At 57.7% G+C, this 16,034-nt stretch carries 8 protein-coding genes and 1 tRNA gene; 2 read left to right on the forward strand and 7 right to left on the reverse strand.

Annotated elements, in window-relative coordinates; all coding sequences use genetic code 11:
• Positions 1–24: 24 nt before the first annotated feature.
• Complete coding sequence (locus ACNA1V_RS16330; RefSeq protein WP_415834647.1) at positions 25–741, forward strand: MgtC/SapB family protein; 717 nt, start codon at positions 25–27, stop codon at positions 739–741.
• Positions 742–756: 15 nt separating this feature from the next.
• On the opposite strand, the gene ACNA1V_RS16335 is transcribed toward ACNA1V_RS16330, so the two are convergent.
• The 4 genes from ACNA1V_RS16335 to ACNA1V_RS16350 form a co-directional block, all read right to left on the reverse strand.
• Positions 757–1,338: a SecDF P1 head subdomain-containing protein gene (locus tag ACNA1V_RS16335; protein WP_415834648.1), complete on the reverse strand. Its 582-nt coding sequence runs from the start codon at positions 1,336–1,338 to the stop codon at positions 757–759.
• Between the two features lie 216 nt (positions 1,339–1,554).
• Entirely contained in the window at positions 1,555–2,355 is an 801-nt protein-coding gene (locus tag ACNA1V_RS16340; protein ID WP_415834649.1) for an OmpA family protein, read from the reverse strand.
• 117 nt (positions 2,356–2,472) lie between these two features.
• Positions 2,473–10,917, reverse strand: coding sequence for a YadA-like family protein (locus ACNA1V_RS16345; RefSeq protein ID WP_415834650.1), 8,445 nt, complete (start codon positions 10,915–10,917; stop codon positions 2,473–2,475).
• 539 nt (positions 10,918–11,456) lie between these two features.
• Complete coding sequence (locus ACNA1V_RS16350) at positions 11,457–12,452, reverse strand: helix-turn-helix transcriptional regulator (RefSeq protein WP_415834651.1); 996 nt, start codon at positions 12,450–12,452, stop codon at positions 11,457–11,459.
• A gap of 959 nt (positions 12,453–13,411) precedes the next feature.
• On the opposite strand from ACNA1V_RS16350, the gene ACNA1V_RS16355 reads away from it, so the two are divergent.
• Positions 13,412–13,485: transfer RNA gene (locus ACNA1V_RS16355), tRNA-Cys, on the forward strand.
• A 162-nt stretch (positions 13,486–13,647) separates the two neighbouring features.
• Here the strand turns inward: ACNA1V_RS16355 and ACNA1V_RS16360 are convergent.
• The 3 genes from ACNA1V_RS16360 to ACNA1V_RS16370 form a co-directional block, all read right to left on the reverse strand.
• Positions 13,648–14,331, reverse strand: coding sequence for a metallophosphoesterase (locus ACNA1V_RS16360; protein WP_415834652.1), 684 nt, complete (start codon positions 14,329–14,331; stop codon positions 13,648–13,650).
• Between the two features lie 151 nt (positions 14,332–14,482).
• Positions 14,483–14,800: a hypothetical protein gene (locus ACNA1V_RS16365; protein WP_415834653.1), complete on the reverse strand. Its 318-nt coding sequence runs from the start codon at positions 14,798–14,800 to the stop codon at positions 14,483–14,485.
• A 187-nt stretch (positions 14,801–14,987) separates the two neighbouring features.
• The gene (locus tag ACNA1V_RS16370; RefSeq protein WP_415834654.1) at positions 14,988–15,914 is read right to left on the reverse strand and encodes a DNA/RNA non-specific endonuclease; all 927 of its coding nucleotides are present in this window, start codon (positions 15,912–15,914) and stop codon (positions 14,988–14,990) included.
• Positions 15,915–16,034: the final 120 nt, after the last annotated feature.

Here is a 16,034-nt window from a genome sequence, read left to right on the forward strand (position 1 = left end):
CGCAAGCTGCTTGAAACGGAAACCATGAACGCGATTCATAACATCAACCTGCCCTTCTTACTCGATACGCTCATCAGCCTGAGCGCGGCCTTCATCCTTGGCAGCATCATCGGCATTGAACGCCAGTACCGCCAGCGCACGGCAGGCCTGCGCACCAATGTCCTGGTCGCGGTAGGCGCGGCCTTGTTTGTTGATATTGCCTTCCGTCTGCACGATGCCGACGGCGCCGTTCGCGTCATTGCTTACGTGGTGTCAGGCGTCGGCTTCCTGGGCGCAGGCGTCATCATGCGCGAAGAAGGCAATGTGCGCGGCCTCAATACCGCTGCGACGCTCTGGGGCTCGGCCGCCGTTGGGGCGGCGGCAGGCTCGGATCTGCTGATCGAAGCCATTCTGGGCACGGCATTCGTGCTGGCTGCCAATACCTTGCTGCGCCCGGTTGTCGATTCCATCAACCGCCAACCGCTGGATACCGAATCCGTGGAAGTCACGCATTCGCTGCAGCTGATCGTCGATCGTGCCCAGCAAAAAATCGTCATGCAACATCTCAAAGACGAGCTGGCGAACTGCAATTTCCCCAAGCAGGAATTGGAAATCGAACCGTTCGGGCAGGACGAAGTGAAAATCGAGGCAACGCTGGCCTCGACTTCCGTGGATGGCAAAGTGCTGGACTCTCTGGTACACCACCTGGCGGCGGTGTACGGCGTGCGTCAGGCGTTCTGGAGCCCGAGCACACGCGAATAGGCAGTCGCGCCGCCCTTACTGTTGCGCAGGCGCCGGGCGCAGCAGCTGCAAGATGGATTGTGCCGCTTCAGCGCTCTGCACCGGCACCGGCAGGAAACCCTGGTCATAGGTGGCAGTGATCTGCGGCACCGCGACAATCTGGTCGCGCATGCTGAGAATCAGATAATTGCCCTGCGCACGGCTGGTCACGGTCGCCAGTTTCTGTGCGCCTTGCTCATTGAAATCAAAACGCAGGAAGACTTGCCCCTGGGCGTTGCGCACCGGCACAACCTGCTGCAGATCCTGCTGGGTCAAGACCGGTTGCGGCAATGCATACAAACGCGTCGTGGGGTTCAACGCCACCTCGGCCAGGCCTTCGGCCGGCTGGGCTTGCGCCAGGAAGAAGCTGACAGTCGGCGCCGTGCTGGCTGCCGGTGCCTGAGCGGCCGGCTGAGCAGCGGCCTGAGCGGCAGCCTGCTGTCGTGCGGCGGCCTGATCGGCGGCGGTCGGTTGGCTATCCTGACGCACAGGTGCTGTTTGCTGGCAGGCCGCCAACAGCGCCAGGCTCAGCACAGCCATGCCTCGGACCAGCACCGGTTTGGAAAATATCGTCTTCATCGCTTTACTCCGGTCATATTCACAGCATATTCATGCCGTTTGAAATATTGTCGTTTTCCGGGGCCGGAAAATGACAACGGAAGCAAGCGGCGCCTTGCACCATGCCGTTGCTTCCGCCAAAACTACATTCTATGTTCAATCCTGACTGCTTCAGGACAGCGGGCCTTCACAGGTTAATCATACCCCTGGCAATGCTGCCAACCGCCCTGCGGCATATCAACGGATGCCGCTGGCTTGGATATCCACGCGACGATTGGGCGCCAGGCAGGCGATCAATTCAGCGCGGTTGTCCTGGCCACATTGCACCACAGGTTGACGCGGGCCATAGCCGTAGGCACGGATATTGGCCGCAGGAATGCCATTGGCAACCAGTTCGTGACGGACGGCATCTGCACGACGCTGCGACAGAAGATCATTGGACGCCACGCTGCCGATACGGTCGGTATGACCCACGACTTCCAGCTGATCTATGGTTTTCTGTTGCTTCAGTTCCTTGGCGATTTCAGCAATCCGGCTGCTGCCTGCAGCGGTCAGCGTGGCGCTGCCGAAGGCAAAGCCGACATCGCTGCCCAGCGAGTACTTCTGGGGCGCAGCCACGACCGGCACGGGCACCGGCGAAGCGTCTGCCTGCGGACGGCAATCTTCAGGCGCCCAGTAGAAGCTGCGAGCGACCTTGTCCGAATCGAACAGAATCTTGAATTGGCAGGTCTTGATGCCATCAGGCGTACGGAAATGGAACAGGTAATCCCATTCGCGCACCTGGAAACCCTCGGAAAAATGCGGACGGCCCAGCAATTCATAGATCTGGTCGCGCGTCACGCCATCCTGCACCTGGTTCACATCCACCAGATTGGGGAAGGTCCCCGTATGCAAGGTCACCTTCTCTGCATCCGGGAATACCGGCTCATCGGTCTTGCCATCACGATCAACGCTGCTCAAGGTGCCGCAACCGGCGAGCAGCATGGCGGCAGCCAGGGGCGCAGCCCACAGCACACGGCGGGAAGAAACGGTCTTCATGAAAAATATCCTTTGAAATTCGGGAAATCTGAGGGTGAGTCACCGGCAGGCCAAATACGCCTGCCGGCGTGTGCTCCCCGCCCAGGCGGGAAGCACGCAAGAATCAGCCTGCCGTGATTACCACTGGTAACCCACACCGACTGCGCCGCCGAAATCGCCGCGCGAGCTGGTGTTGCCAGACAGTTTCATCACCCACTTGCCGTTGTCGGAAATCGTCGAGACACCGATGGCAAAGCCCGATTCCCCATTCCAGGTACCACCAGCAATCGCAGCCATGCTCTTGCCCGGCAGGTAAGCCTGGGGCAAGCCTGCGGTCGCCATGGCAGCCGCGACACCTGCGCTCAGCTTGTTATCAAGCTTATGCAGATCGCCACGCACATTGTTGACCTGGTTCTGCAGATTACCGGTAGCCGCTTCCAACTGGCTGACGTTCACTGCATCGTTGGGCGCCTGGCCATCCGCGAGATTGACGATGCGCTGGCTGCGCATATCAATGCCGTTCTGGTTCAGGACCGGGCCATTCTCGATCACCACTTCCTTGGCGTTCACCGTGTCCGCAGTCACGGTCTTGGCCGTCACCGTGTTCACAGCAATGTCTTGCGCCAGGCCCACGGTCACGTTGTTGTTACCGTCAGCCGTGGTTTCGCGGGAGATCTCGATATTGCTGCCGCCAACGAAGTTCACCGTCTTACCCGGTGCGACCTTGCTGGAACCTTCGCCATTGGTGTCAATCTGCCAGCCGGCGTTGGCCACTTCCGCAACGTTCTCGATCTTCGTGTTGAGCTCGTTGTTCACACCATTCAACGCATCGTTGACGTTGTTGTAGGTGTTGCCGCCCACGTTCAGTTCGGTCACCAGCTTGCCATCGACAAAGGTCGAATTGCCGCCCATGCCCTCAGCGATGCTGTCGCCCATTTCCTTGATCTGGCTGCCGTTGATGGCATCCGTGCTGTTCTCGGAAATTTCGCCACGCGCCACATTGGTGATGGTCGTGCCGCCGGTCTTGCCGCCGTCCGTCGAAACATCGCCTTCCAGGGTGATCTTGTTCTTCGGATCGCCGACGTTACCGTCGTACTTCACCGCACGATCATCCAGGTTGCCGACCTTCTGCTCGACATCCTTCAGCTGGCTGACATTCACCGCGTCTGTCGGGTCAATACCTGGCGCCACGTTGGTGATCCTCTTGCCGCCGGCATTGATGCCCGTGACCGCCGAGATGATCACATCGCCAGCACGCAGGCCGTCGCTGCTCAGGAAGACATCGTTGCCCACCTTCACACCGTCATTGTTCATGACAGTCTGGCCAGTCGTCACCGAGTCCAGATCCAGGTCGCGGTTCATCTTCACGACGACGTTGTTATCCGTCTTGTCGATGATGATGTTGCCATCAGCATCGTTCGAGAAATCAACCACATCACCCGGCTTGACCTGGCTTTGGTCTTGCGCTGCATTGCCATTGACCGACAGCTGCCAACCCGTCTTGGCGATGACTTCAACGTCCTTCAACTGGCTGACGTTCACTGCGTCGGTGTCATTCGAACCGGCCAGCACATTCGTGATCTTCGTGCCACCTGCGTCGATGCCAGACTTGATCACGCTCGGGCCACCATTGATGACCAGGCCAGCATTGTTCAGGGTGACATCATCGCCCACCTTGACGCCGGCATTGTTCACAACGGTATCACCCGTCTTCACACTGCCATCGACACCCAGGTCCAGCTTGTCGGACAAGGCGATTTCCACGCCATCGGCCGTGGTCGTCGTGCTCAGGTTGGCATTCGAACCCGTGAACTTCACGGTCTGGCCCAGCTTACGGGTCAGATCCGCACCGGATTCCGCAGCGAAATACAAGGGCGTGTTGGCCAGTTCATCCAACTGGTCCTTGTTGACCACATCCGAACCATCCGTGCCCTTGGCCACATTGGTGATCTTGTTGCCACCCATGTTGACCGTCGTGCCGCCTGCCACCTTGATCTCACCTTCCTTGACGATGAAGGTGTTGTTACCCAGGTTGGTCGTGCCGCCCACCGTCAGGTTGTTGCTGACGTTGACCGTGCCCAGGTTCAGGGTGTCGGACAGGCCAAACGTCACCTGATGCGGATCAGTCGCGCTACCCTTCTTCACCACGATGTTGCCATCGGCGTCAGTCAGGTCCACCGTCTCGCCCGGCTTGACATTGGTCGTGTCCGCGCCATTGGCCGACAGTTTCCAGCCCATGTTGGCCACGTTTTCCACACCCTTCAGCTGGCTCACGTTCACGCCGTCAGTGTCAGCCACGCCGGCTTTCACGTTCTGGATGATTTTGTCGCCAGCGTCGATGCCGGTGTTCGTCACGCTCGGGCCATTCGCGATCACCAGGCCGGTATTGCCCAGTTGCACGTTCTGCCCCACCTGCACGCCACTGTTGTTGATCAGCGTGTTGCCCGTCTTGACGCTATCCAGCACCAAGTCGTCAGCCAGTGCCACTTGAATGCCATCGGCCGTGGTCGTCGTGCTCAGGTTGGTGTTCGAGGTTGTGAACGACACTTCCTGACCCAGCTTGCGGTCCACCTTGCTACCGTCGCCAGCCACGAAGGTCAGCGGCGTATTGGCCAGTTCCGTCAGCTGTTCAACGTTCACGGCATCCGTCGGCGCTTCACCCTTGCTCACATTGGTGACCTTGTTGCCACCCATGTCGATCGTGGTGTTCGGTGCGTAGGTCACATTGCCCTTGTTCACCACCAGCGTGCTGTCGCCCAGGTTCGTCGTGCCACCCACCGTCAGGTTGTTGCTGACATTGACCGTACCCAGGTCCAGCGTGTCGGACAGGCCGAACGTCACCTGATGCGGGTCGGTCGCGCTACCCTTCTTCACCACGATGTTGCCATCGGCGTCAGTCAGGTCCACCGTATCGCCCGGCTTGACATTGGTCGTGTCCGCGCCATTGGCCGACAGGTTCCAGCCCTTGTTCGCCACGACCTTGACGTCGTTCAGCTGGCTCACGTTCACGGCATCGGTGTCGTCCGAACCGGCCACCACATTCGTGATCTTCGTACCGTTGGCATTGATGCCGGTCTTGGTCACGCTCGGGCCGCCAACGATGCTCAGGCCGCCATTGTTGACCGTCGTATCACCCAGCGTGATGCTGCCAGCGCTGCCCAGGTCCAGGTTCTTCGCCAGTTCGATCTCGATGCCATTGGCAGCCGTCGTCTTGGTGACGATGTTGCTGTCAGCACCGTTGACCGCCAGCGTTTCGCCCAGCTTGCGGCTCACCGGGGTGCCCTGGTCAGCCGAGAAGCCCAGCGGCGTATTGGCCAGCTCCGTCAGCTGTTCAACGTTCACGGCATCCGTCGGCGCTTCACCCTTGCTCACATTGGTGATCTTGTTGCCACCCATGTCGATCGTGGTGTTCGGTGCGTAGGTCACATTGCCCTTGTTCACCACCAGCGTGCTGTCGCCCAGGTTCGTCGTGCCGCCCACCGTCAGGTTGTTGCTGACATTGACCGTACCCAGCTCCAGCGTGTCCGCCAGCGCGAACTTCACGTTCCCGTCAGTCGCCCCCTTGGTGATGTCGATGTTGCCGTCCGAGGACGACAGATCGACGGTTGCGCCCGGCGCTACGTTCGACGCGTCGATGCCTTGAGCGCTCAGGTTCCAGCCCTTGCTCGCCACAACCTTGACGTCGTTCAGCTGGCTCACGTTCACGGCATCGGTGTCGTCCGAACCGGCCACCACATTCGTGATCTTCGTACCGTTGGCATTGATGCCGGTCTTGGTCACGCTCGGGCCGCCAACGATGCTCAGGCCACCATTGTTGACCGTCGTATCACCCAGCTTGATGCTGCCAGCGCTACCCAGGTCCAGGTTCTTCGCCAGTTCGATCTCGATGCCATTGGCAGCCGTCGTCTTGGTGACGATGTTGCTGTCAGCACCGTTTACCGCCAGCGTTTCGCCCAGCTTGCGGCTCACCGGAGCGCCCTGGTCAGCCGAGAAGCCCAGCGGCCGATTGGCCAATTCCGTCAGCTGTTCGAAATTCACGGCATCCGTACCGTCCGTGCCCTTGGCCACATTGGTGATCTTGTTGCCACCCATGTTGACCGTCGCACCCGGATTGACCGTCAGGTGATTGCTGATGTCCGCGCCGCCAACCAGCGTCGTCGAACCCGTCACGTTAAGCGTGCCGCCCACCGTGCTGTTGCCCGTCACGCTGCTATTGCCGATAACCGTGCTATTGCCGCCTACCGTCAGGTTGTCCTTGACCGACACGCTATCTGCCAGCTTGACCTTGACCTGACCGTTATCCACCAGGGTCACGACATTGGCGTCGCCACCGACCACGTCGATCGCTTCGCCCAGGCTCTTCTGCACCGTCTGACCATCTTGCGCCTTGAGGGCAAAGCCCTTGGCAATGATGTCGTTCTTGGTGGTATTCAGCTGGTTGACATTGACTGCGTCCGTCCCGGCCGTACCTTCATCCACGCCATGCAGCTGATTGCCGCCGAAGTGGACGTTGGTGGACGGGTTGACCGTCAGATTGTTGCCAATGGTGGCGCCACCTGCCAGCGTCGTGTTGCCGGCTACCTGCAGCGTGCTGTTCAACGTCGTGGGACCACCCACGTTCAGCGTACCGCCCACCGAGCTATTGCCGCCTACCGTCAGGTTTTGGCTGACATCGACGTTATCCGCCAGACCAACCACCAGCTTGCCATTTTGTACGGCCGTTTCGATATTGCCGTCACCGACGATCGGTGCAGACTCGCCCAGGCTCTTCTGGATCTTGTTGCCCGATTCATCTTCGATGGCGAAGCCCAGCGTGGTCAGATCACCGGTCACTTGCTTGAGCTGGTCTTCGGTAGCCGCCTGGCCGCTCGTGAAGTTATTGGCGTTGAACGTCTTGTTCGTCAGACCATTGACCGTACCGGTGCTGCTGTTGACGGTAACGGTGTTGGTGCCGTTGCTGACGCTCACGGAACCAGCGCCGACGTTGGTGACATTGCCGCCATGGGTAATCTGCACACCCGCATTGTTCAGCGTGGTGTCACCCGTCTTGACGCTACCCGTGCTGCCCAGATCCAGATTCTTCTTCAAGGAATAGGCAACTGTCGTGGTATTACCCGTCGTCGAGCGCGTCACATCCAGATTGTTTTCGGTCGCCGCCAGGCCGATATCCACGACATCGCCATTGGCTGCGCTGACATGGGTGGTCTGTGCCGTGCCGCTGGTCCCGCCGGTAGCGATATTCCAGCCAGTGGACTTCAACTGGGCCACGTTGACAGCATCGGTATCCGCCGTCCCTGCGGCCACGCCCGTAATCTGGCGGCGCACGCTGGCAGAACCGACCGCAACAGCGGCTGCCGTGCTTTGCGTATTGTTGACGGCAGAGGTATTGCTCGCGTTGTTCTTCGCAGCATTGGCGACATAACCTGCCACCCCCGCCGCTGCGGTAGAGGCGCTACCCGAGCCGATGGCCACACCGCCAGCGTTCGCGACGGAGGCGTTATTGCCCAGCACGAAGGCGTCACTAACAGCCAGATTGTTGCCATTACCGACGACAAACGAATTATTAGCACTGATCTGGTTGTTATTCCCGACAGCCCGGCTGTTTGTCGCCTGGCTGGTCAGCTCGTTCGAGTTGCCAAATGCCCCTGCGCCAGCAGCCGCCACGGAGTTTTGATTGCCGACCGTGCTGGCACCTTGTCCGTTGACCGTATTGCTGTAGCCGCCGGCAAATGCCTGCGTACCCGCCACGGTGTTGGAAGCGCCTACGCCGGTTGCCTGCTTGCCACTGACCTTGGTCGTATCACCCACGGCAAGCGCCTGCTCGCCCGTGGCTTCTGCCGCATGGCCCAAGGCCGTTGAATCCAAGGCAGTCGCCTTCGATGCAGCGCCGATGGCAGTGGAATTGAAGTTCTGCAAAGCGTCATCCGGCACCTGCACGACTCGTCCGGCAACCGCCCCTGTACCCATTGCAATGCCACTGTTGGCATAGCTTTGTGCATTAGTGCCGGAGGCAATCGAGTCATTTCCGGAAGCAGCGGCACGGGTGCCGCTGGCAGCAGCGTTGGTCCCACTCGCCATTGCGCCTGTCCCGACCGCAGACGAATCTACGCCGCTGGCCAAGGCATTATCACCTTGAGCAATCGCTCGCTTCTCGGAAGCAACGGCGTCAAAGCCGATTGCAATCCCGTGATCCTCCGTCACTTCAGCGCTCGTACCGATCACCACTGCATTATTGACCGTGCCATTCGCCTTCGGATCGGCCTGTGCATCCGTACCGATAACGATGGAATTGTCACCTTGACCCAAGGCGCGCAGACCAAGAGAAATCCCGCCCGCTCCCGTCGCATAGCTATTATCGCCGACCACGGTGGAAGACACCCCTTCGGCCGCCGTTCCATTACCCAGGGCAATGCTGTTATCTTTTTCAGCACGAGCGTATGCGCCCATCGCTGTGCTGGCAAGTCCGGCAGCGCGTGCACGCGGCCCGATCGCGATAGCGTTCAACCCGGATGCGCCCGTATTATCTTCATTGGGCGTTTCAACCGAATTGATGCTCACATAGCGCGTACGGCCTGCTTCAATGGAGTCTTCCATTTGCTGCACATTGACGGCATCCGTTGGCGCATTCCCTGCGGTAACGTTCGCAATGCGGCCATCCGGCGTATATTGCACCGTGCCGGCCGGCAGAACGTTGATCGTACCGCCAGTAATCCCCTGCAAAGCGTCCACGACGCTATCCGCATACTGATCAACACCTGCCCCATCCTTGCCAAGATAGATGCGGCTGAAAGTGCCGTCTGCATTGACCGTCGTGCCACCGACGAGATTGCCAACCATTTCCTGCGTCTTGCGCAGCTGCCCAACGTTGACTGCGTCATAGGTATCACTACCAGCAGCAACGTTGATGACGCGGCGGACACTTTGAACCGATCCACCAGCTATCGGAGCGGCACCCACGGAAACCGCGCCACCAGCAGCAATTTGTCCAGTACCGAGATAAGCCGTCTTGCCCTGATAATCCAAATCGCGCGCGATGGAACCTTCACCCAGGGCCACATTGTTGCCATTGGCGGAAGCATTGCGTCCAAGCGCTACGCTCACACCCTGTGCTTGAGCAAAGGCACCTGCTGCAACAGCGCCGTCAGCAGCGATTGCCTTATAGCCCACAACAACGCTATCGCTGCCCGAGGACGTATCGCCCCCGATTGCAATGGAGTTATGCAGGTTGGAGCCACCTGCCATGTTGGCGTTGGTACCAATGGCAATATTGCCATCACCCGTCGCCAAGTTGCCCCCTGCATTACTGCCGAATGCAAGGTTGTTATCGCCCTTGACATTGCTACCGGCATTCAGGCCCATTGCAATATTCTGGTTGCCCTCAACGCCCGTGCCGGACTGTGCTCCGATCGCAATGTGATGCGTACGGTCGCCAGCCACGGATGAAACCATGCCCGTACCGGCACCGGTACCGATAGAAATACCATCCTCAGCAGTGGCGGTGGCGCCCTGCCCGATGGCGATCCCATTCTGGCTGCTGGCAGAGGCACCGCCCAGTGCAACCGTGCCTGCGCCCGATGCGTTCGCGCCTGCGCCTAGAGCCGTCGCATTCGCTGCCGAGGCCGTTGCGTTCGCACCCAATGCAACGGCTTTGCTGCTGGCATTACCGACCACTGCAGCGTCCGTACCGATGGCAATGGAATCCGCGCCATATTCGGCATCCACCTTCGCGCCATCGCCCAAAGCGATGGAGCTCTTGCCCTTGACCTCACTGTCCAGGCCGATAGCTACCGAGGCGTCGCCGGTTGCGACAGCATTCGGGCCGACAGCGATAGCATCCTCACCCGCCGCCTGTGCGTCCGGTTCGTCCGAATTCACGCGGAAATACTTGACCCCGGCATAGCCGGTAGAAGACGCCGTGCCGTTTTGCAAGGCATCAAGATCCCCTTGCAAGGTCGTGATATCGGTTTTGGCTGTACCCAGATCGGTCTGCAGCGTCGTGATATTGCCCTTGGCGGTGGTCACATCGCTCTTGAGCGTCGTGATGTCGCCCTTGGCGGTGGTCATATCGCCCTTGAGCGTCGTAATGTCGCCCTTGGCGGTGGTCACATCGCCCTTGAGCGTCGTAATGTCGCCCTTGGCGGTGGTCATATCACCTTGAAGCGTCGTGATATTGCCTTGGGCAACGCTCAGGTCGCCTTGCAGCGTCGTCACGTTCTGATTGGTGGCGTGCAGCTGCTTGCCGGTCACTGCATCGCTGCTCGTACCGTTGAGTGCCCCATCATTCAGGCCAGTGATCTTGCCGCCCGTCGCGCCGAAATCAATCTCGCCGCCATCGGTGAAAGTGATCTTGCCCGCCCCGTTCTCGAAAATGATTTCCGTGCCGTCCGTGACGACCGGTGTCGAACCGTCAAGTGTGACATCAGCTTGTGCCGCGCCCGTTGCACCCAGCGCAGCTACCGCCAGAGCCACTGTGGCCAGCGTCTTAGCGCTGGAAGAACGCTTGCCCCGCGCCTTTACATTCTCGGCCACAGCCACAAACGTGCCCGTCGCTTCGCTCCATACATTACGGTATGCCTTGTTCATGAATAACCCTAATCAAGAAACCACCAGATCGAAACGGACTTTCAACTATCACAGCGTTCGGGCTTGCCTGGGTAAGCAGAAAAGTATTGCAACAAACCTCATGGCCAATTTTCTGAAATACCAACTGGACATGTGACAGTTGCAATACGGGTACTGCACTAGGCTGCACCCGAAACTCCCCGAATAACCAATGACATAGAAGAAGATCCGCAAACCTCTTCCTAGATACAGAAGAATCGCGGCTATGGTTTCATCTCACCCCAATACACAACTAGGCTATTAGCGAAATCGACTGGTTTTTATGCGAAAAAATCAGGTTCTTTGTCAATGTATGACATTATTCAAAACTAATAATCGTGATCCTGCACCCATAAATTGAAAGCGAGCACACAACAAACTTTCATTTTTTTTCATTTCACCGAGATAGCAACGGAACTTTTCCCTCCCACTTACAAACAACAGACCGACCAGTCTGTTTGACATATCACCGACCCATAAAAAAAGCCGGCATCAAGCCGGCTTTCCTGGGGCGTTTTCCCTCAAAGACTCCCTACGGCTTCCTTGAGGCTATTCTTCCTGGCCATTCCAGGCGTCATCCCATAGAAGCGCCTGAAAATCTTGCCGAAATACACGGGATCGGAAAACCCGCAGTTCCAGCAGATTTCCGACACACTCTGATGTATACAATCAATGCTACTCAACATTTCCCATGCACGCCGCATGCGCTTGTCACGCAAAAATGATACGAATGTTTCACCGTTGCCATATTTGGAGAAAAGATTCTGTATGTAGCGCGGTGAAATATCGAACTGGCTGGCGACGAAATCCGACGACATTTCAGGATTGGCAAAATTCTCGGAAATCCATGCACACAGACGCTGGAACAGTACCTCCCCCTTGCTGCGCAGCGCGTCCTGAGCATCGTTCTCCATGCCATGAACGCCGATGGTATCAGCGGCTCCCAGCAAGGCCCGGCGCAGCAAGGCCATGATATGTTGCTCCAGCATCAACCAGGCAGACTCATCCCTCACGGCCTGCCCCAGTATCTGCACATCCAGACTTTCCATATAAGCAGCCAAAATCCTGCCCCACCCCATTTTGAGCCGGTTTTTACCTGCCTGGCGCATCAATAGGGTTCGGTCATATAAAGTCAGATTATGGCTGGGCAGCACCAGCATCGTGCCGCGGAAGTCATGAAATCCGGCTGCATCTATATCCCTGCCGCGTATCAATGCCAACTCGCCCTCGGGAAAAACGACAAAATCCCCTCGAATGATCAGGTTCCACTTGACATGCGTATATATGAGCAGCCAGGTATCTTCCGGTTCGTCACGTAACGGAAACTCTCCTGCTTCAAACTTCGTTATCTGGCCACCGTCATTAAGCATCTCGCTGACACACTGAGCGGCAAGATGCTGCGGCACCGATATTAATGTTCGAAATAATCTATTGCGTATTTTGAATTCAAGAAAATTACCAACAACATCTTGCCCAACCTTCCATGCAGGCATAGCAACGGTATAGTTCGATAGCATGGCCGGATCGTGCTCCATCCCTGAGTCTGAAATTAACAACCCGCTGAACCGCCCAGATACGAGGGATCAGAAATTGTCGCTTTGTCTAGGATGGGATATTTATTGAAACAATAAATAGTATTTTTTTCACTTAATATAGTTCAAAAACGCATTGAAACCATAGGAAGTGTCAAAGCTTCAATAAACACTTATTTAAATCTTCGAAAATAACGTATTTTTTATATTTAATTTTTCGAATAAAAACTAACACTTATGGTAGTTATCACATCAAGGCCAGTAAAAAAACCCCACGGATATTCATAGATAGACTCCCTCTAATAAAGGTATCTTGAGACGCAAGGGTTGGGTGAGGCGAGCATGCCGGCGAAGAAAACTCACACAATGACATGACCTGTAAAAATTTGATACAAATAGCGTTTCTTTTAAATATTGCAAGAACAGGTCGTCAATGATTCAAGAATGTAGAAAATTCTGATATGTTTATGGTTGTTAAATGTGCTACGGGAGATCTGCCATGTATCAGCACCGTGACAATAGCTCGCATGATTTTTGGGCATGGACCTCTATCGAGCAAGAGCTCATAGAGTATCAACAGAAAGTCTATGGCAACAATTCTCAGCGACAGCCAGTAATCCGCAAGCCCATCATCAAAACCAGCTCGGAGCAGCACCCGACAATAAAGCGGTATATTGTCACACCTTAAAACGCAGCCCCTCATGCGTTTCATTGATGAAACTCAGGGCCATAAAAGAGCCCTGGGTTTAATATCTAAAAAGCCTGCTTAATTAAAATGCGCCGAGGGAACACCCTGTCTCCAGCTGCCCTTTTCAAGCATCAATCCTGCGGGCAGCTTGACATGCTGAGCCGGCTGCGTTAATATTTAAAGCTTCACGACGGCGAAGGTCAACCTACACAGCCCAGAGCTGGCAGGCCAGACCCCCAGGCTGATTCGTGCTGCTGGCGCAATGGCAGAGTGGTTATGCAGCGGATTGCAAATCCGTGTACGTCGGTTCGATTCCGGCTTGCGCCTCCAGTAACATCAAAGGCTTACGCAAACGCGTAGGCCTTTTTTGTTTTCTGTTTAGGTTTTTTGGCATCGCCCGTTGCATGGCAGGCTTTCTATTTCCACAGCGATCACCGATTGCCGTAAAACGGTGTGCGCCGCTGCCACAAAACCCTTCTCCCGCATCCGCATTCATGCAAATTCAAGCCTTGCCAGATCAAGCAGCGTGAACTCACGCCCAAAGACAGCGCCAGTATCAATGTGATAGACGTTTCCCAGCACCATGGGTTCCGCGAGTGGCGTGTGGCCAACAACGACCGCGCGTATCCCTTCTACCCCCACTGCATTCTGTGTGCTGGCACGCTCTCGGGACCACATGGCCATGCTGCTGACATTGCGTGCTTTGGTCGCGCCTTGTTCCCCCTGCAACGCGGAGATGAAGGCCTGCCAGCTCCTGCGCGGCACATCGGCATGCACCAAGCCCACCAGGCCTGCCGCCGTTTCCACTTCGATGGCGCAAGGCAATTCCGCCATGGCCCGGGCGATACGCTCCTGCGCTTCGCGTGGTTGATCTATGTTCCAGGCACCGCCATTCTCGCGGTAATTGGCCGCCTGCATGCGACCGTTCGGCCAGCGCAGGGCCATGTCATCGTGGTTGCCCATGACGGAATGGAACCAGGGCTTTGCCAGCCAATCCAGCACCGCAGGGTTTTCCGGGCCTCGGTCCACCAGGTCTCCCACGGCAAACAGGCGATCCCGCCCGGTGTCAAAGCCTATGCGCCGTAACGCCGCATCCAGTTTCGAGTAGCAGCCATGGATATCCCCCACGGCAAAGTCCCGGCCCACGGGGTTGATCGAGAAATGCTGCACCTTCATTGCCATGCACCTGCCCATGAACCTGCTGCCCGCACCTGCGCAGACTATTTGCGCCTGGAGAACCCTCACCAGGCCTGTCCTGTCCGGCACATGCGGGACTGACACGCACCCGTCATTTTCAATACCAGCCCGTGAGGCCGGACGCCAATGGCTATAGCAGGTAGTACAGCAAGACCGCCACAACAATGATGGCTACCGCCAGGCTGGCAATATTGAGCCAGGCACCCGCTTTTCGGCCTGTTTCCGCTGCCTCCAGCGACGCCTCGGCCATCTGGTTTTCCAGTTCAGTATCGTAGGCAGCCATGAACTCCTGCTCTCGGCCAGGAAAGCTCTTGGCTGCAGCCTCTGCTTCGACACGCAGTTCATCAGAACGCCGCGTCGGAGAAACGGCAGCCGCCTGAATTTCCACTTGGGCTTCCGCCGCATGAAGCCGTGCCAGTTCTATTGCGCTGTGTTTGACTTCAGACATCGCTTACCTCCGCTTGTACGATAAGTCCATCATACCTGAGAAGCCTTGGCCTGCCGGGGTAACACCAGCGCTTGCCGCATGCCGATGCCAGCCGGCCATCCCGTACTTACGCCAGCAATCGTCCTGGGCCCGCATGCCCGCGTCAGACAGTTGCCATGCCATCGCGATACACCGCCTCCGCCAAGGATTATCGGAGTGCCCCCGGCGGCAAGAGTTCCAGCCCGGTTCGACGCACGAACTCTTCATAGCTGATGGGCGCGCCGGCTTTGGTATCGGCACGATTGGCTTGCCAATGCACCCAGGCCCGACCACTGCTGGCGTCATAGACGACCTTATAGATATAGCTGGGAACAGCCACCTGGCCTGCGCCAATCGTAGGCGCCCCCGCTTCGTACACCGGCCCGGTGAAGATATAGACATCCCCCTTGGCCCGCTGCACGTATTTGCGCGTGTCCTGTTCGATGCGGCTCCAGGCGCCACCATTGTGAACCTGGTTCTGCGGCACCATATTGGCCAGGGAAAAGCTTTGTGCCATGGCTTCCGCAGTATGCATGTCGCCAGCCGGCGCCATATGGCCGCGGGAGTAGCCCGAACCACGGTAGTCTGCCAATGCCGCACGCTCTGCCTGCGGCAGACGCGCTTCCGCATAGAACCGGTCCGTGCGCCCGATTCCTTGCCCTGCTTCCAACATCTGACGGTTGAGACGCTGCGCGACAAAGACCGGCGTTTTCTGCTGACCACTATGGAGGATGGCAAATGCACTGAAACACAGTTCGCGCAGCGCTGGCTGCGCAGGCACGACCGGCGCATGGCGTTCCGGAAAAAATTGTGGGCAGCCGGCAAAGACTGTCTGAACCTGCGCCTGCCCTGCCGCATGACCGGGCGCCTCCTCCTGCCAGCCCATCCGGGACAGAATAGGCTCCAGCGACAGCTGGTCGCGCCATTCAGGATGCAGGGCACAACTGGCAGCCAGGAACGAGGCCAGCGCAGATGCACCCAAGGTTCGAAAGAAGCGCCCCGCTTTCCCGCCTGTTACCCTGGCCCGGGTTCGGCTACTGCTGGTTTTTGATGCAACGGTTTTCTTGCGGGACGCGGTATTTTTCTTGGAGCTCATGCGACGGGTATCTGTTTGCTGCCGGGGACGGCACCATGTCGGCAAGTCCCCATTGGCATTGTAGCCTTTCGCACAAATATCCAGTTTTCCAGGCCGATCCCCCACATCAGACCCACCCCC

This window comes from Kerstersia similis (genome assembly GCF_965139615.1).
GTDB lineage: Bacteria > Pseudomonadota > Gammaproteobacteria > Burkholderiales > Burkholderiaceae_B > Kerstersia > Kerstersia similis.